The sequence below is a fragment of the Marichromatium sp. PS1 genome, from assembly GCF_041155115.1.
In the GTDB taxonomy this organism is placed as follows: Bacteria; Pseudomonadota; Gammaproteobacteria; order Chromatiales; family Chromatiaceae; genus Marichromatium; species Marichromatium gracile.
In genome coordinates, this window is the sequence record NZ_BAAFHB010000002.1 from 1,416,573 (window position 1) to 1,438,495 (window position 21,923).

At 68.1% G+C, this 21,923-nt stretch carries 21 protein-coding genes; 11 read left to right on the forward strand and 10 right to left on the reverse strand.

Translation table 11 applies throughout. The features are described from left to right. Nucleotides 1–13 precede the first annotated feature (13 nt). Nucleotides 14–550 carry a peptide deformylase gene (gene def, locus ACAM26_RS07795; protein ID WP_123139856.1) on the reverse strand — a complete coding sequence of 179 codons (537 nt, stop codon included), beginning with the start codon at nucleotides 548–550 and terminating at the stop codon, nucleotides 14–16. Nucleotides 551–671: 121 nt separating this feature from the next. Here def and ACAM26_RS07800 point away from each other — a divergent pair, with 121 nt between their 5' ends. From ACAM26_RS07800 to ACAM26_RS07825, 6 genes are all read left to right on the forward strand, one after another. Further along, entirely contained in the window at nucleotides 672–1,883 is a 1,212-nt protein-coding gene (locus tag ACAM26_RS07800; protein ID WP_123139855.1) for a LysM peptidoglycan-binding domain-containing protein, read from the forward strand. An 11-nt stretch (nucleotides 1,884–1,894) separates the two neighbouring features. Then, entirely contained in the window at nucleotides 1,895–3,034 is a 1,140-nt protein-coding gene (gene dprA, locus ACAM26_RS07805) for a DNA-processing protein DprA (protein WP_123139854.1), read from the forward strand. Nucleotides 3,035–3,128: 94 nt separating this feature from the next. Further along, the gene (locus tag ACAM26_RS07810; RefSeq protein ID WP_062273949.1) at nucleotides 3,129–3,617 is read left to right on the forward strand and encodes a DUF494 domain-containing protein; all 489 of its coding nucleotides are present in this window, start codon (nucleotides 3,129–3,131) and stop codon (nucleotides 3,615–3,617) included. A 265-nt stretch (nucleotides 3,618–3,882) separates the two neighbouring features. Then, nucleotides 3,883–6,186 (forward strand): type I DNA topoisomerase, encoded by a 2,304-nt coding sequence (gene topA / locus ACAM26_RS07815; protein ID WP_369613383.1) that lies wholly within the window; start codon nucleotides 3,883–3,885, stop codon nucleotides 6,184–6,186. Beyond that, nucleotides 6,183–6,767 carry an L-threonylcarbamoyladenylate synthase gene (locus ACAM26_RS07820; protein WP_369613384.1) on the forward strand — a complete coding sequence of 195 codons (585 nt, stop codon included), beginning with the start codon at nucleotides 6,183–6,185 and terminating at the stop codon, nucleotides 6,765–6,767. Before topA ends, ACAM26_RS07820 begins: the two co-directional genes overlap by 4 nt. Nucleotides 6,768–6,848: 81 nt before the next feature. Continuing rightward, nucleotides 6,849–7,895, forward strand: a complete 1,047-nt coding sequence (locus ACAM26_RS07825) for a cyclopropane-fatty-acyl-phospholipid synthase family protein (RefSeq protein ID WP_123139851.1) — start codon at nucleotides 6,849–6,851, stop codon at nucleotides 7,893–7,895. A gap of 44 nt (nucleotides 7,896–7,939) precedes the next feature. Here ACAM26_RS07825 and ACAM26_RS07830 read toward each other — a convergent pair whose 3' ends face one another. Both ACAM26_RS07830 and nhaR read right to left on the reverse strand, forming a co-directional pair. Continuing rightward, on the reverse strand, nucleotides 7,940–8,368 hold the full coding sequence (locus ACAM26_RS07830; RefSeq protein ID WP_123139850.1) for an FUN14 domain-containing protein: 429 nt from the start codon (nucleotides 8,366–8,368) through the stop codon (nucleotides 7,940–7,942). 293 nt (nucleotides 8,369–8,661) lie between these two features. Beyond that, the gene (nhaR, locus tag ACAM26_RS07835; protein WP_132230395.1) at nucleotides 8,662–9,600 is read right to left on the reverse strand and encodes a transcriptional activator NhaR; all 939 of its coding nucleotides are present in this window, start codon (nucleotides 9,598–9,600) and stop codon (nucleotides 8,662–8,664) included. A 155-nt stretch (nucleotides 9,601–9,755) separates the two neighbouring features. On the opposite strand from nhaR, the gene ACAM26_RS07840 reads away from it, so the two are divergent. Beyond that, on the forward strand, nucleotides 9,756–10,388 hold the full coding sequence (locus ACAM26_RS07840; RefSeq protein ID WP_123142345.1) for a DUF2076 domain-containing protein: 633 nt from the start codon (nucleotides 9,756–9,758) through the stop codon (nucleotides 10,386–10,388). Between the two features lie 31 nt (nucleotides 10,389–10,419). Here the strand turns inward: ACAM26_RS07840 and ACAM26_RS07845 are convergent, their stop codons facing one another. After that, the gene (locus ACAM26_RS07845; RefSeq protein WP_123142344.1) at nucleotides 10,420–11,901 is read right to left on the reverse strand and encodes an oligosaccharide flippase family protein; all 1,482 of its coding nucleotides are present in this window, start codon (nucleotides 11,899–11,901) and stop codon (nucleotides 10,420–10,422) included. Between the two features lie 170 nt (nucleotides 11,902–12,071). On the opposite strand from ACAM26_RS07845, the gene ACAM26_RS07850 reads away from it, so the two are divergent. From ACAM26_RS07850 to ACAM26_RS07860, 3 genes are all read left to right on the forward strand, one after another. Then, the gene (locus ACAM26_RS07850) at nucleotides 12,072–12,770 is read left to right on the forward strand and encodes a hypothetical protein (protein ID WP_123139846.1); all 699 of its coding nucleotides are present in this window, start codon (nucleotides 12,072–12,074) and stop codon (nucleotides 12,768–12,770) included. Nucleotides 12,771–12,787: 17 nt separating this feature from the next. Then, nucleotides 12,788–13,321, forward strand: a complete 534-nt coding sequence (locus tag ACAM26_RS07855) for a GNAT family N-acetyltransferase (RefSeq protein WP_369613385.1) — start codon at nucleotides 12,788–12,790, stop codon at nucleotides 13,319–13,321. Nucleotides 13,322–13,441: 120 nt separating this feature from the next. Next, on the forward strand, nucleotides 13,442–13,759 hold the full coding sequence (locus ACAM26_RS07860; RefSeq protein WP_369613386.1) for a cupin domain-containing protein: 318 nt from the start codon (nucleotides 13,442–13,444) through the stop codon (nucleotides 13,757–13,759). A 12-nt stretch (nucleotides 13,760–13,771) separates the two neighbouring features. Here ACAM26_RS07860 and ACAM26_RS07865 read toward each other — a convergent pair whose 3' ends face one another. The 5 genes from ACAM26_RS07865 to ACAM26_RS07885 form a co-directional block, all read right to left on the reverse strand. Beyond that, nucleotides 13,772–15,136 carry an NAD-dependent succinate-semialdehyde dehydrogenase gene (locus ACAM26_RS07865; RefSeq protein ID WP_369613387.1) on the reverse strand — a complete coding sequence of 455 codons (1,365 nt, stop codon included), beginning with the start codon at nucleotides 15,134–15,136 and terminating at the stop codon, nucleotides 13,772–13,774. Between the two features lie 231 nt (nucleotides 15,137–15,367). Next, entirely contained in the window at nucleotides 15,368–15,997 is a 630-nt protein-coding gene (locus tag ACAM26_RS07870) for a protein phosphatase CheZ (RefSeq protein ID WP_123139842.1), read from the reverse strand. Between the two features lie 27 nt (nucleotides 15,998–16,024). Beyond that, nucleotides 16,025–17,614 (reverse strand): diguanylate cyclase, encoded by a 1,590-nt coding sequence (locus ACAM26_RS07875; protein WP_369613388.1) that lies wholly within the window; start codon nucleotides 17,612–17,614, stop codon nucleotides 16,025–16,027. A 200-nt stretch (nucleotides 17,615–17,814) separates the two neighbouring features. Further along, nucleotides 17,815–18,924 carry a YibE/F family protein gene (locus ACAM26_RS07880; RefSeq protein ID WP_123139840.1) on the reverse strand — a complete coding sequence of 370 codons (1,110 nt, stop codon included), beginning with the start codon at nucleotides 18,922–18,924 and terminating at the stop codon, nucleotides 17,815–17,817. 53 nt (nucleotides 18,925–18,977) lie between these two features. After that, nucleotides 18,978–20,513 (reverse strand): alkaline phosphatase, encoded by a 1,536-nt coding sequence (locus ACAM26_RS07885; protein ID WP_369613389.1) that lies wholly within the window; start codon nucleotides 20,511–20,513, stop codon nucleotides 18,978–18,980. 290 nt (nucleotides 20,514–20,803) lie between these two features. Here ACAM26_RS07885 and ACAM26_RS07890 point away from each other — a divergent pair, with 290 nt between their 5' ends. After that, the gene (locus ACAM26_RS07890) at nucleotides 20,804–21,148 is read left to right on the forward strand and encodes a TusE/DsrC/DsvC family sulfur relay protein (protein ID WP_165913537.1); all 345 of its coding nucleotides are present in this window, start codon (nucleotides 20,804–20,806) and stop codon (nucleotides 21,146–21,148) included. A 74-nt stretch (nucleotides 21,149–21,222) separates the two neighbouring features. Here the strand turns inward: ACAM26_RS07890 and ACAM26_RS07895 are convergent, their stop codons facing one another. Further along, nucleotides 21,223–21,465 (reverse strand): hypothetical protein, encoded by a 243-nt coding sequence (locus ACAM26_RS07895; RefSeq protein WP_123139837.1) that lies wholly within the window; start codon nucleotides 21,463–21,465, stop codon nucleotides 21,223–21,225. Between the last annotated feature and the right edge of the window lie 458 nt (nucleotides 21,466–21,923).

Here is a 21,923-nt window from a genome sequence, read left to right on the forward strand (position 1 = left end):
GGGGACGTCGGCATCAGATCGCGGTCCGGTGCGCCGTCTCGGCGGCACCGTGGTGGCGCTTGCTGACCTTCTCGAGCTTGCGGCGGATGCGCTGGCGCTTGAGCGTGGAGATATGATCGACGAACAGCTTGCCGTCGAGATGGTCGAGTTCGTGCTGGATGCACACCGCCAGCAGGCCCTCGGCCGCGAGGGTGAAGGGTTTGCCGTCGCGGTCGAGCGCCTTGATCCGGACCCGCTCTGCACGGATGACCGGTTCGTAGAACCCGGGCACCGACAGGCAGCCTTCCTCCATCTGCTCCTCACCCTCGCGCTCGAGGATCTCCGGGTTGATCAGACACAGCGGCTGGTCATGATCCTCGGAGATGTCGATCACCACGATGCGCTTGTGAACATTGACCTGGGTGGCGGCGAGTCCGATTCCCGGAGCGGCGTACATGGTCTCGAGCATGTCGTCGATCAGCCGACGCACGGCATCGTCGACCTGGTCGACCGGTTTTGCTGCCTTGCGCAGCCGGGGATCGGGGAAGGTGAGGATTTCGAGCATGGCCATGGTTCGTTGAGTGTCAGGTCCGCGAGTGGAAGAGGGCGCCTGGACTGCGCTACTATCGGAATCAATACTATACCCCGTATTGGGGGCGGGTGAATCCCGTTTCGACCGTCACGGAGGGTCCATGCGCGCTCCCCGCTCGCTTCGTGTGCTGGCACCGCTGTTGCTCGTGCTCCTTGTCCCCGCGCCGACACGCGCCGAGGTGACGCTTGCCCCCGATGCCCCCGCCCGCTACGTGGTGCGCTCGGGCGACACCCTGTGGGACATCGCCGGGCGCTTCCTCCGCGACCCCTGGCGCTGGCATGCGCTGTGGCGCGCCAACCCCGGGATCACCAACCCCGATCTGATCTACCCCGGCGACCTGCTCGAACTCGTCGAGGTCAACGGCGCGGCGCAGTTGCAGCTGACCCGCGGGGGCGGTGACCGGACCCTCGGCTATCAGGACGGGATGCGCGTGGTCAAGCGCTCGCCCCAGGCCCGCGTGACCTCGCTCGAGGATGCCGTGCCGGTGATCCCGATCGCCTCGATCGCCCCCTTCCTCACCCAGCCGCTGGTGGCCGACTCCGATCAGGTCGAGCGCGCGCCCTACGTGGTCGGCTTCCCCGACGAGCACCTCGTCGTCGGCACCTTCGACTCGATCTATGTGCGCCGGCTCGCCCAGACCGACTCCTCGCGCTACCAGGTGGTGCGCCCGGGCAAGGCGCTGCGCGACCCCGACTCCAATGAGCTGCTCGGCTACGAGGTCGAGTTCGTCGCCACCGCCGCGCTCGAGCGCCCGGGCGACCCGGCCAAGCTGCGTATCGCCCGCGCCGAGCGGGAGGTCGCGATCGGCGACCGGGTGATCCCGGCCGAGCAGGAGCGCTCGCTCGAGAACTTCTATCCCGAGCCAGGCCCCGCCGGGGTCCGTGGGCGCATCCTCTCGGTGCTCAAGGGGGTGTCGCAGATCGGTCAGTTCGATGTCGTGATCCTGAACAAGGGGGAGCGTGACGGTATCGAGGCAGGCCATGTGTTCGAGGTCTTCATCGGCGGCGAGACGGCGCCGGATCAGGTGCGTCGGGGCGGCTTCGACTGGAACTGGCGCGACGACTCCCCGCTCGACAGCGATTTCTGGTTCGGTGATTTCTCCTTCGAGGGGTGGCGCGCCGATCCGCCCGGAGAGGACGGCATGCCGCTGCACGCCGACATGCGTCGTGACCGCGACACCTATCTCCGACCCTATGAACGGGCGGGCGTGTTGATGGTGTTCCGCGTCTTCGATCGGGTTAGCTTTGCGCTGGTGCTCGAGGCCTACCGCGCCATGGCGGTCGGCGACCGGGTCGCCCCGCCGCCGGCCTGAGCGAGGTGGCGTTGAGGCACGAGGCGCTCGAGCCCTGGCTGGCCCTGGTCAATGCCCCCGGGATCGGTCCGCGGACTGCCGCCCAGTTGCTCGAGCGCTACGGCGATGCGGAGGCGATCCTCGCCCAGCCCGCGCGCCAGCTCACCGCTGCCGGGCTGCGCCCGGAGACGGTCGCGGCACTCGCCAGTCCGGCGCGCGAGCCGATCGAGCGGGTGCTGCACTGGGTCGAGCAGCCGGGGGCCTGGGTGCTCACCCGCAACGATCCGCGCTATCCGCGGCGTCTCGCCCAGCTCGACGACGCCCCGCCGCTGCTCTACGTACGCGGCGATCCGACACTGCTCGCCGAACCCCAGGTCGCCGTCGTCGGCAGCCGCAACCCGACCCCGGGCGGCGCCGAACTCACCCATGCCTTCGCCCGCGAGCTGGCCGGTTACGGGTTGGTGGTGACCAGCGGGTTGGCCAGCGGGGTCGATGCCGCCGCCCATCTCGGCGCGCTCGAGCGCGGGCGCACCATCGCGGTGCTCGGCACCGGGCCGGACCGGGTCTATCCGGCCGCGCATCGCGAGCTGGCCCACCGCATCGCCGCCAACGGCGCCCTGGTCAGCGAGTTCCCGCCCGGGGTCGAGCCGCTGGCGCGCAACTTCCCCAGGCGCAATCGTCTGATCAGCGGTCTGTCGCTGGGCGTGCTGGTCACCGAAGCGGCGCTCAAGAGCGGTTCGCTGATCACCGCGCGACTCGCCCTCGAACAGGGGCGCGAGGTGTTCGCGGTGCCGGGCTCGGTGCGCAACCCGCTGGCGCGCGGCTGTCACGCGCTGATCCGCGATGGCGCGCGGCTGGTCGAGGAGGCCCAGGAGGTGCTCGTCGAACTCGCGCCCCAGCTGCGTGCGCTGATCGATCCGGTGCCCGCCGGGGCGCAGCCGGGACCGGCCACCCCGAACGGGCTGGATGACACCGCCACGCGGGTGCTCGAGGCGATGGGTGAGGATCCGGTCGCCCCCGACGAGCTGAGCGCCCGCACCGGATTGCCGGCACAGCAGATCCTCTCGACCTTGTTGGTCCTGGAACTGGACGCTCATGTATCATCGCTGCCGGGTGGTCGCTATTGTCGTCGCGGCGTCGCCGAGCGCGGTGACGCGCCGCCGTCCGTGTAAGCGACGCGTCGCGAGGCCAGTGACGACCCCCAGGGCGCATCCAGGCGCCGCTTCCCGCCAGTCGCCCGGCTGGCGCCGCCCACGAGGTTGGCTGATGTTCGAAAACATGGTCGATGTTCTGATCTATCTCTACGAGAATTATATGGACGGTGGGGAGCGCGCCCCCATCGACTCGCACGTGCTCGAGGATGAACTTTCCGAGGCAGGCTTCAACAGCGACGAGATCGAGCAGGCGCTGCGCTGGCTCGACGAGTTGGCCGACGAAGTCGAGGCCCCGCAGTATGCGCCGCAGGACCTGGGCCACGCGGCCGGTTCGCTCCGTGTCTATGCCGAGCAGGAGTGTGTCAAGCTCAGTGCCGAGGCGCGCGGTTTCCTGCTGGCGCTGGAGCAGAACGGGATCCTCGACCCGCTCGGCCGGGAGCTGGTGATCGACCGTCTCTTGGCGACCCATCTGCCGCAGGTGACGGCCGATGAGGTCAAGTGGGTGGTGCTGCTGGTGTTGCTGAACCGACCCGGTCAGGAGGACGCCTTCAGTCAGATGGAGGAGATGGTCTACGATGGGGGGCAGGCCTACCTACACTGAGGATCAGCGCACCGGATCGGACCCGGTGCCGATCGCCGCGTGCGCTCTGGCCCCCTTGTGGGGACTCCGAGCGCACCGCTAAACTGCCCGCATTCCGCGCCGGACCTGGCCCCTGCGTCGGAGGCTCTCCGCGCCGCCCGTGTCCGTCTGCGCCGTCCCGTCGTGCTCCTGCGCGGCAGTGGCGGTGTCACCTCCACCACCTTGACCCGATGACCTGTATCCCGGCAGGCTTCAGTCACACCCACATGGCCGACCAAGACCACAGATGAATCTCGTTATCGTCGAATCACCTGCGAAGGCAAAGACCATCAAGAAATACCTCGGCCCGGACTTCGACGTGGTCGCCTCCTACGGCCATGTCCGCGATCTGGTGCCCAAGGAGGGGGCGGTCGATCCCGAGCATGGCTTCGCGATGAAGTACCAGGTGATCGAGCGCAACGAGAAACACGTCCAGACCATCGCCAAGAAGCTCAAGGGGGCCGATGCGCTGTATCTGGCCACCGACCCCGATCGCGAGGGCGAGGCGATCTCCTGGCATCTCTTCGAGCTGCTCAAGGGGCGCCGCCAGCTCGGCGAGCGGGCGGTGCACCGCGTGGTGTTCAACGAGATCACCAAGCGCGCGGTGCAGGAGGCGGTGGCCAATCCGCGCGAACTCTCGCTCGACATGGTCAACGCGCAGCAGGCACGGCGTGCGCTCGACTATCTGGTCGGCTTCAATCTGTCCCCCTTGCTGTGGAAGAAGATCCGTCGTGGTCTCTCGGCGGGGCGGGTGCAGAGCCCGGCGCTGCGGCTGATCTGCGAGCGCGAGTCCGAGATCGAGCGCTTCGAGCGCCACGAGTACTGGAGCATCGAGGCCGATCTCGACAGGGACGCCAAGCGTTTCGTCGCCAAGCTGATCCAGCTCGATGGGGTCAAGCTCGAACAGTTCTCGATCACCGACGGCGAGCGTGCCGAGACGGTACGCCAGCAGCTCGAGCAGGCCGCCGCCGGCACCCTGGTGGTCGAGTCGGTCAAGCGCAAGCAGCGCAAGCGTCATCCGGCCCCGCCCTTCACCACCTCGACGTTGCAGCAGGAGGCCGCGCGCAAGCTCGGCTTCACCGCCCAGCGCACCATGCGTGTGGCTCAGCAGCTTTACGAGGGTGTCGATGTCGGCGCCGGCGCCGTCGGTCTGATCACCTACATGCGCACCGACTCGGTCAACCTCGCTCAGGAGGCGCTCGAGGAGATCCGCCAGTGCGTCGCCGATCGCTACGGCGCCGATCACCTGCCGCCGCAGCCGCGCTTCTTCAAGACCAAGTCGAAGAACGCCCAGGAGGCCCACGAGGCGGTGCGCCCGACCTCGGTGCTGCGCGACCCGGCCTCGCTCAAGCCCTATCTCAACCAGGAGCAGCAGCGCCTCTATGAGCTGATCTGGAAACGCACCCTGGCCTGCCAGATGGCCCATGCGCTGATCAACCAGGTGGCGGTCGATCTCAGCGCCGGTGATGGCAACCTGTTCCGCGCCACCGGCTCGATGGTCGCCGAGCCGGGCTTCATGCGGGTCTATCTCGAGGGGCGCGACGATGCCAAGGGCGGGGACGACGACGAGGAGCGGATGCTCCCGGAGATGAACGAGGGCGATCACGTGACCCTGCTCGGGATCCGCCCTGAACAGCATTTCACCGAGCCGCCGCCGCGCTACACCGAGGCCTCGCTGGTCAAGGCGCTGGAGGAGTTCGGCATCGGTCGCCCCTCGACCTATGCCACCATCATCTCCACGCTGCAGGATCGCGAGTACGTGGTGCTCGACAAGAAGCGCTTCCTGCCGACCGACGTCGGTCGGGTGGTCAACCGCTTCCTCACCGAGTACTTCACCTCCTATGTCGACTACGACTTCACCGCCCGGCTCGAGGACGACCTCGATGCCATCTCGCGCGGCGAGGTCGACTGGATCCCGCTGCTCGAGCGCTTCTGGCAGCCCTTCAAGGAGCAGGTCGACCACACCCAGGCCAACGTCAAGCGCAGCGACGTCACCCAGGAGCGTATCGACGAGGTCTGCCCCAAGTGCGGCGGTCAGCTCTCGATCCGGCTCGGTCGCAACGGTCGCTTCATCGGCTGCACCAACTATCCCGACTGCGACTATACCCGCGACCTCAACCCCGATCAGGGCGAGGCCGAGGCCCCCGAAGTGGTCGAGGGGCGCAGCTGTCCCGAGTGCGGCTCACCGCTGGAGATCAAGCGCGGGCGCTATGGCAAGTTCATCGGCTGCAGCGCCTACCCCAAGTGCCGTCATATCGAGCCGCTGGAGAAACCCGAAGACACCGGCGTGCCCTGTCCCAAGTGCGGCAAGGGCACCCTGCAGAAGAAGAAGTCGCGCCGTGGCAAGATCTTCTACTCCTGCTCGACCTATCCCAAGTGCGACTATGCGGTCTGGGACCAGCCGCTCGATGAGCCCTGTCCGCGCTGTGGCTGGCCGGTGCTCACCCTCAAGGTGACCAAGACCAAGGGCGCCTCCAAGGTCTGTCCGCAGAAGGAGTGCGGCTATCGTGCCCCGGTCGAGCAGCCCGGCGGCGAGGACGAGGGCGGGTGAGCACGGTGCTCGGCCCCGCCCAGCGTCATCGGGTGCGACTCGCCGCCGCCTGGCTGCGCGCCGGCGCGGTGGTGGGCTATCCCACCGAGGCCGTCTACGGGCTCGGCTGCGATCCGCGCGATGCCGTCGCGGTCTCACGCATCCTCGAGATCAAGCAGCGCGATCCGGCCAAGGGGCTGATCCTGATCGCCGCCGACTACGCCCAGCTCGCCCCCTATGTCGAGGTCGAGTCGCTCGATACCGCGCGCATGGCCGAGGTCCGGGCGAGCTGGCCCGGACCCAACACCTGGTTGCTGCCGGCGCGCCCGAGCACCCCCGACTGGCTCACCGGTCGCTTCTCCACCCTGGCGGTGCGGGTCACTGCCCATCCGCTGGCCGCGGCGCTGTGCCGTACCTATGGCGGTGCCATCGTCTCGACCAGCGCCAACCGTGCCGACCGCCCGCCGGCCACAACCGCGCGGGCGTTGCGTCTGGCGCTCGCCGGCGACGCTCCCGACTACCTCCTTTATGGCGCCTGCTGCGGCGCCGACCGCCCATCGACCATTCGCGACGCCGCCAGCGGTCGTATCCTGCGCGGCTGATCGGTCGCCGGGGCTTGTTGTTCGGCGCTCACGCCGATATCTCACCGAAATGGTCGGAAGACTCCGGATGGGGAGGCGTGGATGTTCAATGCCACAGCGACGGCGATTCGTTGGGTCGAGCAGGGGCTGGTGCCGGACGGGGTGACGCGCGGTGGTATTCGCGCGCTGCTGCGTCAGCGCCTGGCGAGCCTGCCGCAGGACGACTGCGAAGCGGCCCTGGCGCAACAGCAGGCGCTGATCGCGCGGATGGATGACTCGGCCGTCGCCGAGGTGCCGCAACGCGCCAACGAGCAGCATTACGAGCTGCCGGCGGCCTTCTTTGCCACCGTGCTCGGACCACGGCGCAAGTACAGCTGCTGCTACTGGCCCGAGGGCGTCGACCGGCTCGAGCGGGCCGAGGAGGCGTCGCTCGCCACGACCCTGGAGCGCGCCGGCATCCGTGACGGTCAGCGCGTGCTCGAGCTCGGCTGTGGTTGGGGTGCCTTCAGCCTCTATCTGGCCGAGCACCTGCCGGGCTGTCGCATTACCGCCGTCTCCAACTCACACGCGCAGCGCCGCTTCATCGAGGCCGAGCGCGATCGGCTCGGGCTCGACGGGCTCGAGGTGATCACCGCCGACATGAACGACTTCCAACCCGACGGGCGCTATGACCGCGTGGTCTCGCTGGAGATGTTCGAGCACATGCGCAACCATCGTCGCCTGCTCGGACGCATCCACGACTGGTTGCACCCGGGCGGGCGGATGCTGATGCACATCTTCTGTCACCGCCACCACCCTTACTTCTTCGAGGACGACGGTCCGAGCGACTGGATGAGCCATTACTTCTTCGCCGGCGGGCTGATGCCGAGCGACGACCTGCCGCTGTCCTTTCAGGACCGGCTGCGCCTGATCGATCGCTGGCGCTGGAACGGGCTGCACTATGCCCACACCCTGGAGGCCTGGCTGGCGCGCATGGATGGCGCGCGCGAGCAGGTCTGGCCGCTGCTCGAGCAGACCTACGGGGTGGCGGACGCGCCGCTGTGGTGGCGGCGTTGGCGGCTGTTCTTCATGGCCTGTGCCGAGCTGTTCGCCTTCCGTGATGGTCAGGAGTGGTACGTCGGGCACTATCTGTTCGAGCGCCCGGCGTGAGACCCTGAATCGTCACGCTCGGGCGAGGGCGGGAGAGCGCTGCTTCAGAGCTTGAGCCCGGCGGCGAGGCCGGCGAGGAAGGCGGCGGTGCCGGAGAGGTTGGCCGCGACCAGATCGAAGAGCGCCTGGGCATGTGCGCTGGTCCAGGCGCTCCAGGTGTCATAGTGCCCCTCGAGCCCGGCCCAGTTGATCTCCACCACGCCGATCGATTGCAGCCCGACCAGGGCGATCAGGATCACCCCGCCCACCACCAGTGCCACCTTGAAGGCGAACTTGAGCGCGAAACCGAGCGCCAGCCCGACCATGAAGGAGAAGCCCAGGGTGAGAAAGAAGCCCTGGTCGAACAGCTCGCCGGCCTCGGCGCTGAGCGTCGCGGGGGACTGCGCTCGGGCGCCTCCGGCCCCCCAGAGCAGTGGCAGCAAGGGCAGCGCGCGCAGGTGACCAGTGCGGGACGAACGGATCGGGTCGGACATGCGGGGTCTCGGTCAATACGGTCAGCGGAAACCGGGGCATTATCCGGGGAACGCTGGTCAGTAGCCAGTCGGATGAGCGCAGGAGAGCGTCGAACCGCAAAGCCGCAAAGCCGCAAAGATCGCGAAGGAAAGGACGGTCGTGTGCCGGGTTGGCGGCGACATCGACGTCGACGCCTACCGACGAACCTCGCCGCTCACCTCCGGTGGGTACGCTGTGCTTTGCTCTCACTCGGAGCTGAAGACTTTCCTCCCCCTTGGCGTCCTTTGTGACTTTGCGGTTCGACCTTTGCGGTTCAATCTTTTGGCGGCTGGCCTCCGCCGCCCTCGGTCTCCGCCTGGAAGAGTTCCAGTCGTGCGGCCTGGCTGACGGCGACGACGGCGGGGTGGCGCAGGCGGCGCTCGGCGGAGATCGCGTAGTAGCGCTCGCGCACCGCCTCGGTCGCGCCGATCGTCTCGACTCCGTGCTGGCGCCGGGTCTCCTCGGCGATCACGCTGGGCGAGACGAAGACCCCGACCCCGGCCTGGCCGAAGGCCTGCATCAGCGCTCGGTCCTCGAACTCGCCGACGATCCGCGGGCGGATGTCGAGCTGGTCGAGCCACTGCATCAGCGCGCCGCGCAGCGCGGTGTTGAGCGCCGGGACCAGCATCGGCGCCTGGTGCAGTGACTGCGGGAAGCCCGCGCGATAGCGCGCGGCGAGCGCCGGGGCGGCGAAGAAGGTGATGCCGCACTCGCCAAGCGGATGGTTGAAGGCGCGGACATTGAGCGCTCCGGCCAGCGGGGTGTCGGCGAGCACCATGTCGAGCTTGTGCACCGCGATATCGGCGAGCAGGGCCTCGAGCTTGCCCTCGCGACAGTGGATACGCACCGGCTCGGCCAGGTGCAGCGCCGGCTCCAGCAGCCGGTAGGCGACCATCTTCGGCACCACGTCGACCACCCCGACGGTGAACTGCAGCGGTCGGCCGCTGGTCCGCCCCTGCAGCGCCTCCTCCATCTCCGCGCCGAGACGGAAGATCTCGTCGGCGAAGTTGAACGCCAGCCGCCCGGTCTCGGTCAGCGTCAGCCCGCGTCCGCGCCGGTCGAACAGTCGGGTGCCGAGCTGCTCCTCGAGCACCCGCAGCTGGCCGCTGATGGTCTGCGGGGTGAGGTGCAGCGCCTCGGCGGCGCGGACCACGCCACCCTCCTTGGCGACCATCCAGAAGTAATAGAGGTGCTTGTAATTGCTGCCGCGCATCGCCTTCAGTTCGGTTTTTTCGAACTCTTATCTAGAAAAGATTCGAATTATATTGATCGAAACCTTGTCTTACACTCTGTTGTCACTGGCAGTGGAAGACACCGTCGCGTGACGGTGCGTGACCACCGAATGAACATCACGAGGTAATCCGCAAGATGAATGCACAGGACCAATCCGCGATCGAGGGTCTGTTCCAGCGCCTGCAGCAGGCCGAGACCCAGTCCGGCCAGCGTGATCCCGAGGCGGAGAAGCTGATTCAGGACATGATCGCCCGTCAGCCGGCGGCTCCCTATCTGATGGCCCAGGCGGTGCTGGTGCAGGAGCATGCCCTGCAGAACCTGCAGGGGCGCGTCGAGGAGCTCGAGAAGCAGCTCGCCGAGCGTCCGCAGCAGAGCGGCGGTGGTTTCCTCGGCGGCCTGTTCGGCGGCGGCGCGCAGCAACAGCAGCAGGCGCCTGCCCGTCAGCCGCGTCAGTCGAGCGGTGGTGGCTGGGGCGCCGGGCGTGGCGCGCAGCCGCAGGGCCAGGGCGCGGCCCCCTTCCAGCAGGGCCAGGCCGGTGGCGGCGGCGGCTTCCTCGCCGGCGCGGCGCAGACCGCGATGGGCGTGGCCGGTGGCGTGCTGCTCGGTAACGCCATCGCCGGCATGTTCGCCGACGACGCCGAGGCCGCCGATATCCCCGCCGAGCCGGAGGTGCCGATGGAGCCGGAGATGATGCAGGACCCGATGGAGGCGATGCCCGAGGACGAGGGCGCCTTCTTCGACGACTTCGGCGGCGAAGAGGAGTTCTGATCCCGCCTCAGCCGGACGGGTTGCCGGGCCTTCAGGCCCGCGCCGTCCGGCGCAGCAGGCGGCGGCCATCGGTCGCCGCCACCACCGCGATGAATCCCGCCAGGATGGCTGCGCCCACCGCCACCGACGACCAGCCCCGCGTCTCGGTCAGCCATTCGCCGAGCAGATAGAGCCCGATGCCGAAGGCGAGATAGCCGAGTACCCGCCCGACCTCGTAGGGCACCGGGTAGTAACGCCGTCCGAGCAGATAGGACAGCGCCACCATGCTCGCGTAACACACCAGGTGCGCCCAGGCCGCGCCGACATAGCCGTGAATCGGCACCCACCACCACAGCAGCACCACCGTGATCGCGGCGCCGATCAGCGATACCCCGGCGCCGAGCAGGGTGCGATCGGTGAGCTTGTACCAGATCGAGAGATTGACATAGACCCCGAGCAGCATACCGGCGATCAGCAGCACCGGGACCACACCGAGTCCGGCGCGGTATTCTGGACCGACGAAATAGCCGAACAGCTCCAGGAACAGCGATACCATCAGGAAGATGAAGACGCAGCAGATCACGAACCAGTTGAGCACCAGGGCGTAGACTGCGCGGGCGTCGCGCTCGCGGGCGTAGGCGAAGAAGAAGGGTTCGCCGGCATAGCGAAAGGCCTGGATGAACAGCGCCATCAGGATCGAGAGCTTGTAGCAGGCGCTGTAGATGCCGAGCTGGGCGAGGTTGGTGGCGTCGTCATAGGGCAGCAAGTACTTGAGCGCGGCACGGTCGAGCATCTCGTTGACGATCCCCGCCAGCCCGATCACCACCATCGGCGCCGAGTAGCGGATCAGGCGGCGGAACAGGTCCCCCTGGAATCCACCGAGCCCGTCGCGCAGCTGTGGTGCGAGTAACCCGAGCTTGAGCAGGCTGGCGATGAGGTTGGCGATGAAGACGTAGCCGATGCCGATCGCCGGGTCCCACAGCGCCCCCAGGAACGAGTTGGGGTCCTGCTCGAAGGCGGGGCGACAGAGACCGATGAAGAACACCGTCAGCCCGATATTGGCGCCGATCTCGAGCAGCTTGATCGCGGCGAAGCGCGCCGCACGCTCCTCGGCGCGCAGTCGCGCGAAGGCCGCGGCGCCGAGCGCGTCGGTGGCGAGGATGGCCGCGCACCACCAGATGTACTCGGGGTGTTCGGGATGGCGCAGCAGCGCCGCCAGTGGCTCACTCACCAACAGCGCGCCGAGCAGAAACAGCAGGTTGCCGACGAGCAGGGTCTGTACCACGGTGCCATAGACCCGTTCGGGTGCCCAGGTGTCGCCGTTGCGGAAGCGGAAGTAGCCGGTCTCCAGCCCGAAGGTGAGCACCACCGCGAGAAAGCCCATGTAGGCGTAGAATTCAGCGACCACGCCGTAGGACTGGGGCGCGAAGCTGTAGGTCAGCAATGGCACCAGCAGATAGTTGAGAAAGCGCCCGAGGACGCTGCTGACGCCGTAGATGGCGGTCTGCGAGGCGAGTCGTTTCAGTGGGTTCAAGATCGATGCTCTCGGCTTGTGCGGGCAGGGCGCATATTCTAAACCCTGTCGTCGGTCCGTGATGTCAGGGGCTGCTGTCTGGATCCCTGTTGGTTTTCGTGAATCCTGAACGGTGCGATCGAGGCCGGATCATGGTGCAATAACCATGATTTCAAGCGGTGGATACCTGGATGTACGATTTCTCTCTCGCCCTTGCGCTCTACAACCTGCTGCCCGTGGCCGTCACCGGTCTGGCCCTGTGGTGGCTGACCGGCTATGTCCGCGATCGCGACGACACGCAGCTGGCCATGGTCCGGCTCGGTGCCGTGCTGGTCTTTGCCGCGGGGGTGGTCAAGGCGAGCTGGAAACTGCTGGTGGTGACCCTGGGGATGGACATCCCCTGGCTGGCTGCGGCGCTCTTTCCCTTGTTGGGGCCGGGGTTCGCGTTGCTGGCGGTGGCGCTGTGGTCGACGGTGCGACCGCCATTGCGACATCCCTGGCGGCTGGTCCTGGGGGTGCTGGCGCTGGTTGCCGCCGTCGCCGCGGCGCGGGTCGAGCTGCTGGGGATCGCACGTGGCTGGTTCCTGCCGCTGCTGACGCTGGCCTCGATCGCTAAGCTGGCGTTGAGCGCTCTGCTGCTGACGGCGGCGTTGCGGCTGCGACGCTGGGGGGTGGGGCTGCTGCTCGCGGTCGATCTGGCGGTGGTGCTGATCCTGCCCTCGCTGGCCATCACCGAACCCAAGCCGGTGTCGCTGCACTGGACCGAGCAGTCCCTGACCCTGTTCGGCGCGGCCTGTTTTGCGCTCGGGGTGCGTGGTCTGTGGCGCGCGACCCGCCGCGCCACCATCCGTGCCCGTCAGGCCCGGCTGCGCCAGCGGGCACGTCATTGAGGATGGGGGACCTCTGGGTGAGACCGACGCGGCGCGATGAGGTCGAGGTGCTGCCCGGGATCGAGCGCTCTGCCGGCGCGTTGTTCAGGACCGTCCCCGAGCTGGCCTGGATCGCCGATGATCGGGTCTTGCCGGTCGCAGCGCACCTGGAGGCGGTCCGGGCAGGGACCTCCTGGGTGGTCGGAGATGGCGCCGACCCCGCTCCCTGGGGCTTTCTCTGTGCCGAGCCGGTGGGGCGAACCCTGCATCTCAGCCAGCTGGCGGTCCGGCTGGCGCAGCAGCGTCGCGGCGGTGGTCGGGGGTTGGTGCGGACGGCGATCGCCTGGGCGCGTTCGCGTCACTACCACGCGCTCACCCTGACCACCTTCCGCGATCTCGGTTGGAACGCCCCCTTCTACGCCACCCTGGGGTTCCGGGTCCTGGAGGAGGACCAGCTCGGGTCGCGGCTGTGCGCGGTGCTGCGTCACGAGGCCGAGCACGGTCTGGCGCCGGAGCGTCGTTGCGCGATGCGGCTGTCGTTGACCGAGACCTCGGGGAGCGATCCCGACTGAAGCGTGCGACGGGGGTGAAGGTCCGCCGGATGGGCCGTCTTGCAAAGGAGGATGGCTCGGCTAAGGTGACGGTAGGGGCTGCTGTCACCGCCCCGTCATCCTGGCACAGGAGGGCACATCATGCAGATCGAACACTGGCATGCCCGGCGCGACGGCGCGCTCACCGAGGCGAGCATGCGACGCAAGCTCGAGGCTCGCGGTTTCCAGACCCGACTCGACATCTATCCCCCCGGAACCTTCCTCCCCGACCATGACCACGGCATCGATCATATCGATGGCGTCATCTGCGGTCGGATGCGGGTCGGGATCGGCGAGCGCAGCCTGGTGCTCGGCCCCGGCGACCTGGTGGTCATCCCCAGGCACACCTTCTACCAGACCGAGGTGATGGGCGATGAGCCGGTGGTCAGCCTGGCCGCCGAGCGCATGCGGGCGGCCTAGCCGACCCCGGGCTCAACCGATCCACAGGGTCTTGAGATTGAGGAACTCGGCGATGCCGGGCGCGCCGAGTTCACGACCATAGCCCGAGTCCTTGATCCCGCCGAAGGGCAGGCGCGGATCGCTCTTCACCAGTCCGTTGACGAAGACCGCGCCGCAGGCCATGGCACGCGCAAAGCGCTCGGCGCGCGCGATGTCGGTGCTCCACACGCTGCCGCCGAGCCCGAAGCGGGTATCGTTGGCCACACGCAGCGCCTCGGTCTCGTCGGCCACCCGGATCACCGTCGCCACCGGTCCGAACAGCTCGTCCTCGTAAGCGGGCATCCCCGGTCCAACCCGGTCGAGCAGGGTCGGCGCATAGAACCACCCCGGTCCCGGTAACGGTTGTCCGCCGCAGCGCAGCTCGGCGCCGGCGGCGCGACTCTGCTCGACTTGCTGGTGCAGGGTCTCGCGCAGGTCCTCGCGGGCCAGTGGCGCAAGCGTGGTGTCGGGGTCGCGGGGGTCCCCCGGCACCAGCGCCTCGACCTGGGACTGGAGCCGCGCGGCGAAGTCATCGGCCACCGCCTCGACGACGATGAAGCGCTTGGCAGCGATACAGCTCTGTCCGGCGTTGATGAAGCGCGAGCGGGCACCGATCTCGGCGGCGCGCTCGAGGTCGGCATCCTCGAGGATCACGCAGGCATCGGCGCCGCCGAGCTCGAGCAGGCTCTTCTTGAGGTTGGCCCCGGCGATCCCCGCCACCCGGCGTCCGGCGCGCTCGCTGCCGGTGAGGCTGACGGCGCGCACCCGTGGGTCGGCGACCACCTGCTCGGCGGTCTCGGCATCGATCAGCAGGGTCTGGAACACGCCCTCGGGGGCATCGACGGCGGCGAACAGGTCGGCGATCGCCAGCGCGCAGCGCGGCACGTTGGATGCGTGCTTGAGCAGCACCACGTTGCCTGCGGCCAGCGCCGGGGCAGCGCAGCGAAAGACCTGCCAGAAGGGGAAGTTCCAGGGCATCACCGCCAGTACCACGCCGAGCGGCTGGTGGGCAAGCAGGCTGCGGCTGGCGTCGGACGCGAGCGGGATGTCGGCGAGCTGGGTCGCGGCGTGCTCGGCGTAGTAGTCGCAGACCAGTGCGCATTTGTCGATCTCGGCCTCGGCCTCGGCGATGAGCTTGCCCATCTCGTCGGTGATCAGTCGGGCGAGCCGGGCGCGCTCGGCGCGCAACCCTTCGGCCAGGGCGCGCAGCAGTGTCACGCGTGTGGCGAGTGGCTGGGTGCCCCACGGGCCGGCAGCGCGGCTCGCGCTGGCGAGCGCCTGCTCGAGCATCGCGGCGGTGGCCGGCTCCAGGGTGGCGTGGAGGGCGCCGGTTGCGGGGTCGATTGATCTCAGTGGCATCGATGGCTCCTGCGGCTGGGGGGGCTGGTGGCGCATCGCCGAGCGGGGCGGCCCCCGATGTACGCCACTCGCTGGCGTCGTCGAGACGCATCGCCGTGAGTGTCGGTGCGGGGCCAGGATGGATCAAGCCGGCCTCGCGCGCCCGCCCGCATCGGCGGGGCCGGGGGCGGCCGTGCCTCGCAGCGCCTGATCGATCGTGTCGGCGGGGCTCGCTCGATGCAGGAACGGGGCCTAGAAACCGAACTCGGAGAGCAGGTCGTCGACCAGATCCTGCTTGAGTGCCTCCGGGGTGCTCGACCCGTTGACCTCGCGCAGCAGCTGGGCCTTCTGCTCGACGTTCTCGATCGAGCTGTTTTGCTGGATGTTGAGGATCACCAGCACCTCAACGAGCCAGTCGCGGATCTGGTCGAGGTCTTCGACCAGTTGTTCCATGCGCTGTCGGGCGACGTCCTGGTAGGACTGCGAGGCGACGATGTCGAACAGGTGGTGCTTGATCTGGCTGAGACGCTGCTCGTGCTCGGGGGCCGAGGCGGTATCGCCCCGCAGCTGCCCCTCGAGGCTCTCGATCTCCTGGGAGAGCCGGTCGGCGTTGTCGAGTACCTGGCCGGTGGACTGCGACATCAGTTCGATCACGTTGCGCGCGTGACTGACGGCGTTTGGCGCCTGTTCGCCTGCGTTGGTCAGCGGGGTCTCGGCGCTCTTCATGTTGACCACCAGCGCGTTGATCTTCTGCGCCAGCACCGAGAGCATGCCCTCGGCGTCGATATCGATGTCGAGACGCTCGTATTCGCCGTTGAGGATGGATTCTGTGGCCTTGACCAGTGAGGCGATGTTCTTGTCGATGTTCTGCGGCTCTGCCATGGGTCCCTCGCGACGATACGATCGCAGCTATCTGTTGTATTTGTGATCTTTGTAGAAGGCCGCCTTGGCGGCATACATGCGTGCGTCGGCGGTCTTGAGCAGCGACTCCGGCGGGGTGCGATCGGTCCCGCAGGCACCGAGGCTGAGGCTGACCGGGAAATGCTCGTGCGGGGCAACCTCGATGCTGGCCCCGGAGAACACGTTCCGCTGGAGATGGTCGACCAGGGCCTCGGCCTCGGTCTCGGTGGATCCGGGGAGCAGAATCACGAATTCGTCGCCGCCGGTCCGGGCGACGAGGTCGCAGTCGCGTACCGCCTGGGTGATCCGCTCGGAGACGGCCAGTATCAGCCGATCACCGGCCTCGTGTCCGTAGCGGTCGTTGGCCTGCTTGAGTCGGTTGACGTCGGCCAGTACCAGGGCATGTGGTATGGCCCTGGTTGCATGATCATGCCGCGCCGTCTCCAGCGCGGCATGCAGATAATCCCGATTGTATACGCCGGTGAGTGCATCGGTGCTGGCCTTTTCCTCGAGCTGGCGCATCAGCCGCCGGTTGTGCAGATAGGCGCCGAAGGGTTCGAAGAAGAGGCTGGCGAGCTCATCGCCGCCCTCGATGGTGCCCGGTCGCCACCAGACCTCGCCGACCCGTCTGCCGTCGCCGCCGACGATCTCCAGCCGGGACTGGTCGGGGCTCGGCTCGGCTGGCGGGTCGCCACGGCGGATCGGGTCGCTCGGGCCGTCGTCGAGGCGCAGCGCGACGGCCTCGCTGCCGCAGGCCGACATGAACAGCGCCAGGAGCTCGTCGGCGACATCCACGGGAGTGGCGGCGTGGCGCATCAATGACTCCAGGCGTAACAGTCCGGAGAGGATGTCGTTGTTGCGGGTGATGGTGGCGCGCTGTGCCCGGATCTCCTCGATCAGCCGGATCTCGCGGGTGGTGTCGCGAAACAGCAGCAGGCCGTTGCCGTCGCCGGTGTCGATCAGCTGCTCGGTGTAGTAGCGACCGCCGAGCCGGTGCTTGGTCTTGCACGTGGAGCCGAGGGCGAAGCCGCCGTGGGCCGGGCAGTCCGGACAGGGTGCGTCATGGCCGAGCAGCCCGTGGCAGCTCTCCGCCGTCTCGCCCGTGGCGAACCACTGACGGGCGGCGGCATTGCGCCGCAGGATGCGGTGGTCCGAGGAGATGGCTACCAGGGCATCGGGGAGATCATCGATGAGCTGGCTGAGTCCGCGCTGCTCGAGCAGCGCCTCGCGGTGCTGGCGCTCGAGGATGATGCGCTTGGCCTGGGCCTCCTTACGACCGAGATCGGCGCGTCTGAGCGCCTCGATCTCGCGGCTGATGTCGACCAGGGTGAGTACCAGGCCATCCGGGCCGTGGGTCAGTGACTCCTTCAGGTAGTGCTCGCGACCTTCCGCGTCGCGAATGTTGCGCGCCAGCGCTGATGCGGGGTGCGCGTGCGTGGACGGACAGTTGGCGCACGCAGCCGTCTCGCCGGCGAGCAGCGCGAAGCAGTGTTCACCGACGGGATCGCGACCGAACAGCGCCGTTGCCGCCGGGTTGGCGGTGTGGATGCGGTGGCTGTCGTCGAGCACCAGCACCGGCACGCCGACCGCTGTCAGCAACGACGCGTCGGGGCTGTCTGTATCGAGATGATCGCGATCCGGTTGGGCGTGTGATGGCATTGCGGATAACAGGGGTCGAGACTGATCGATGTCTGTGTAGACCAGACGAATGCGGGTGCAACTCCATGGAGGAGTGCACCGACACTGCAGGATACCCGCAATACATGATGGATGCCGCGTCAGCCGCGCGATCGGTCGTTTCAGCGTGCTGGGCGGCGATAGATCAGGGCGCCGGCGAGTGCGGTCAGGGGGGCGACCGCGACCAGGGCAAAGCTGCCGACGATGACGTTGAGCACCTCGGCGGCGACGAAGTGGATATTAAGCACCTGGGAGAGCGCCAGCCCCTGACTCATGAACACCATCAGCATGGTGGTGTAGCCGCCGGAGTAGGCCAGCAGCAGGGTGGTGGTCATGGTCCCGACCACCGAACGGCCGACCGCCATGCCGGAGACGAAGAGCGCGCGCGCGTCGAGATCGGGGCGCTTGGCGCGCAGCTCGTCGAGCGCGGCGGCGATGTCCATCGCCAGGTCCATCACCGCGCCCGAGCAGGCGAGGATGATCCCGGCGAGGAAGATCGCGGTGAGGTCGAGACCGGCGAACCCGGCATAGAGCAGGTTCTCGGTGAAGGGGCGCACCACGCCGTGGAGAGCGAAGCCGGTGGCGAAGATGCGCGCCAGCGCATAGGCGAGCAGCAGGCCGCCGAGCGCGCCGAGACAGGCGGTGAGGCCGCGGCGGTTGAGTCCGCCGATCAGCAGGCTGACCGCGGCGGTGAGCCCGGCGACCACCGCGAGGGCGACCAGCACGGGGTCGGCCCCGCGCAGCAACAGCGGGATCAGCACCTTCCACAGCGCCAGTGCGGCGAAGACGAAGGAGAGCAGCGCCTTGACCCCGGTCCAGCCGGCGACCAGCACGAGAAAACCGCAGAACAGCCCGAGCAGCAACAGTTGGTGGTCGAGACGGTAGTGACCGCGCGCATAGGCCAGGCCGATCTCGCCGTCGCGTAGACGGTACTCGACCAGCAGGCGCTCGCCGGGGCGGTAGAACTCGTCGAACTCGAGCTTGCCGGTGAGCGCGTTGGTGACGCGCGCGCGCTGTCCGCGCTGCGCGCCGTCGAGCAGCTCGACGGTGAGCGTCTGGGTGCCGGTGCGCACCACGCCGTGCTGGCGCAGATCGGCGTCGTCGCTGGCGATCACCCGTGCCTTGGCGAGCAGACTGCCCTCGGGACGGCTGTGCTCGAAGCCGGTGGGCGCCAGCCACAGCAGCAGACAGAGCAGGGCGAAGAGTGACACGGTGAGGAGGTCTTTTTTCATCGTTGCTGCGCGACCGGTGGCGGGCGCCCCCGCCAGGGGGACGCCCGTCGGGCTCACTGATCGAGCTCGACCCGCATGGCCGCGGCGATACGCCGCGCCACCTCGGTGTTGTCGTAATAGCCGCCGAAGCGCCAGGCCTCGGCGCCGGTGGCCAGCACCGGCACCGGCACCGCGGTGTGCGAATAGGAGGTCCAGGCGATCCCGGCGCGGCGGTTGAGCAGGTGGGTGAGGGTCACCGAGAACGGGTTGTAGCCGCCGTAGAGCAGGGTGTCGGCCTCGGCGGCGTTGTCGCTGTGGTTGTGTGCGGTCTTGTCGTAGGCGGCCTCGAGGAGTCCGAGCTCGTAGTCGCTGAGATCATCCTCGAGGGTCTCGGTGAGCCTGGCGCCGTCGAGTCCGAAGTAGGTCGAGACCAGCCCCCAGAGGGTTGCGTCGATGTTGGGCGGGGCGGTGTCGAACTGGGCGAGATAGGCCTCGAACACCCGGTCGTCGAAGTCGTCGTAGGCGAGCTGCTGGCCGGCGAGCACCTCGAAGTAGGTGTCATAGGCGGTGCCGGCGAAGCCGAGCGTCATGCCGCCGCACTCGTGATCGCCGGTGACCACGATCAGGGTCTCGTCGGGGTGGCGGGCGCCGAAGTCGGCGGCGACCCGGATGGCGTCGTCGAAGGCGATGGTCTCCTCGATCGCGGCGCGGGCGTCGTTGGCGTGCGCGGCCCAGTCGATCTTGCCGCCCTCGATCATCATGAAGAAGCCCTGCGGGCCGTCGAGTACGGCGATGCCCTTGGCGGTGAACTCGGCGAGGCTGATCGAGCCCTCGTAGGGCCCGCCGGGGTAGTCGCCGGCCTTGCGATTGAGCGCGTAGGGGATGGCGTTGGAGCCGTCGAGATAGGGGTTGATGGCGATGGTGCGCAGCCCCGGGGCGAGGGCGTCGAAGGTGGCGCGGTCGTCGGCGTACTGGAAGCCGCGGGCGCGCGCCCACTCGCGCACCAGGGTGTAGCGCTGGGCGTTGCTCAGGTCGGCGTACTGCTCGCTCTGCCACTTGTTGACTCGCAGGCCGCCGCCGGCGAAGTAGTCGAAGTCGCTCGCCAGCAGCGCCTGGTCGATCTGCTCGTAGTTGTTGCGGCTCGACTCGTGGGCATAGAACACCGCCGGGGTGGCGTGATCGAGCGAGACGCTGCTGATGATGCCGACCTTCATCCCCTTGCGCTTGGCCAGCTCGGCGAGCGTGGTGTAGGGCTGAGTGGCGCTCGGGTCCATGGCGATGACCCCGATGTTGGTCTTGAGTCCGCAGGCGAGCGCGGTGCCGGCGGCCGCCGAGCCGGTGATCAGACGGTCGTTGGCATAGCTCGTCTGCATCCCCTGGACCGGGAACTGGCTCATGTGCAGCGCCACCGACTTGGTCCCGCCGGGCTCGGCGTCGTCCTGCTGCAGGGCGCCGAGATAGGCCTCGGTGGCATGGATCTGCGGGCTGGCCATGCCGTCGCCGATGAAATAGAAGACGTATTTGGGCGCGGCGCTCGCGCCGGCAGCGCCCAGTGCGCACAGCCCCAGGAGCAGGGCGCGGGCCAGGGTGCGTGGCTTGCTGTCGATCATTGCTACGGATCCTCGCGATATGGCGGTGGCGGGGTGTCTCCGCTCACCGGCTTCCTTGGGTTCGGTATCGACCTTGTCAGCGTGGGGTTTCCCCTCAAGCGCGTGATTTCACCAGACGGGGATGACGATTCGTGGACAGCGCTGTGACGTCGAGCGTCATCTGTGGTGCGCGCCGGTGGCCGATGGCCCTGCGCGGACTACCGTTTACGCGATCGCCGTCTACCTTGTGTAGGGCAGGGGCGCAGCCTGACTGCGCACCCCCAATCCGACCACCGATGCTGGAGGTTGCGATGGACGATTCGACCCCGTGCCATCAGGACCTATTCGACGAGCAGGGATTTCTCGAGGACCCCGAGCTGTGGAGTCGCGACCTGGCGCTGGCGATCGCCGCCGAGCTACGTCTCGGCGAGTTGACCGAGACGCACTGGGACCTGATCGATCGGCTGCGAGGTGATTATCTGGAGGGGCATGCGCGCGCCGATCCGTGTCGCGCGCTGGGACTTCCGGCGGATTGTGCCGAGCGTCTGTTCGGGGATATGCGGACAGCCTGGCGGATCGCCGGCCTGCCGGCCGCGGACTCGCCTCGCCGTGCGCCCTTGGTGCCCGGCGGTGGGGCGGTACGCCAGTTACGCTGACGCCTTCGTCCCGTAGCGCTGCCGTGGCGGGTGCCGGGGGGGGGGCAGGGCCCGGCAGGCCGGGCCCCGGGGTGTCAGCGCTCGCCGTTGTCCTCGAGCTGGTCGGTCGCCTGCTCGACCCGGTCCCCGGCACCCTCGAGTGCCTCGGTGACGGCGTCGCGAGCCTGCTCCAGCTGCTGACCGATCTGTTCGGCCTGTTGGTCGATCTTGCGTCCGGCCTCCTCGGCCGGTCCCTCCTGTTCACAGCCGGCGAGGATCGGCGCGCCGAGCAGGCCGATGGTGAGCGCGAACGCGATACGGGGCGATGGGATGGTCATCTCTACACCTCCTGTGCTGTCTCGGTGAGACGGTGTCGGGCGCTTGAGGATAGCGCCAGGATGTCGGTACATGGGGGCCTTGAAGATAGGCGGCGGGTCATTTCGGCCCGCCCGTCGAACTAGATAGGGACGTTTTTTTGCGCTGCAACATGATGAGCGGTCGTTGGAGTGGTCCCGCCGCCCTGTACTCTTGCTTCAGGTCCAGGGACGGAATTGCTGTAGGCGACCGATCGGATCGCTCGATGGGCTGTTCCGCATGTGCGATCCGCTGCGCAATCAGACCACGGAGATGCACGATGACCGAAAATGACTGCTCAGGGGGCGACGCACCCCCCGCTGCACCCTGTGTCTTTCGTTGCTGGAGATGTACCCAGGCATCGTCCGGCGTCCGTTGGAGACATGGCTCGCGTTCGCCATCCGCGTTGCCCCTGCAGCGTCGCGCGGGCCTACGCAAGCCG

What these genes read in the sequence shown, in the direction of transcription:
- ACAM26_RS07810 (WP_062273949.1), top strand. Translation starts at nt 3,129, where the DNA reads ATGTTCGAAAACATGGTCGATGTTCTGATCTATCTCTACGAGAATTAT.
- ACAM26_RS07880 (WP_123139840.1), bottom strand. Translation starts at nt 18,924, where the DNA reads ATGAAAAAAGACCTCCTCACCGTGTCACTCTTCGCCCTGCTCTGTCTG.
- ACAM26_RS07850 (WP_123139846.1), top strand. Translation starts at nt 12,072, where the DNA reads ATGTACGATTTCTCTCTCGCCCTTGCGCTCTACAACCTGCTGCCCGTG.
- ACAM26_RS07800 (WP_123139855.1), top strand. Translation starts at nt 672, where the DNA reads ATGCGCGCTCCCCGCTCGCTTCGTGTGCTGGCACCGCTGTTGCTCGTG.
- ACAM26_RS07895 (WP_123139837.1), bottom strand. Translation starts at nt 21,465, where the DNA reads ATGACCATCCCATCGCCCCGTATCGCGTTCGCGCTCACCATCGGCCTG.
- nhaR (WP_132230395.1), bottom strand. Translation starts at nt 9,600, where the DNA reads ATGCGCGGCAGCAATTACAAGCACCTCTATTACTTCTGGATGGTCGCC.
- ACAM26_RS07890 (WP_165913537.1), top strand. Translation starts at nt 20,804, where the DNA reads ATGGACGATTCGACCCCGTGCCATCAGGACCTATTCGACGAGCAGGGA.
- ACAM26_RS07840 (WP_123142345.1), top strand. Translation starts at nt 9,756, where the DNA reads ATGAATGCACAGGACCAATCCGCGATCGAGGGTCTGTTCCAGCGCCTG.
- def (WP_123139856.1), bottom strand. Translation starts at nt 550, where the DNA reads ATGGCCATGCTCGAAATCCTCACCTTCCCCGATCCCCGGCTGCGCAAG.
- ACAM26_RS07825 (WP_123139851.1), top strand. Translation starts at nt 6,849, where the DNA reads ATGTTCAATGCCACAGCGACGGCGATTCGTTGGGTCGAGCAGGGGCTG.
- topA (WP_369613383.1), top strand. Translation starts at nt 3,883, where the DNA reads ATGAATCTCGTTATCGTCGAATCACCTGCGAAGGCAAAGACCATCAAG.
- ACAM26_RS07885 (WP_369613389.1), bottom strand. Translation starts at nt 20,513, where the DNA reads ATGATCGACAGCAAGCCACGCACCCTGGCCCGCGCCCTGCTCCTGGGG.
- ACAM26_RS07860 (WP_369613386.1), top strand. Translation starts at nt 13,442, where the DNA reads ATGCAGATCGAACACTGGCATGCCCGGCGCGACGGCGCGCTCACCGAG.
- ACAM26_RS07870 (WP_123139842.1), bottom strand. Translation starts at nt 15,997, where the DNA reads ATGGCAGAGCCGCAGAACATCGACAAGAACATCGCCTCACTGGTCAAG.
- ACAM26_RS07865 (WP_369613387.1), bottom strand. Translation starts at nt 15,136, where the DNA reads ATGCCACTGAGATCAATCGACCCCGCAACCGGCGCCCTCCACGCCACC.
- ACAM26_RS07830 (WP_123139850.1), bottom strand. Translation starts at nt 8,368, where the DNA reads ATGTCCGACCCGATCCGTTCGTCCCGCACTGGTCACCTGCGCGCGCTG.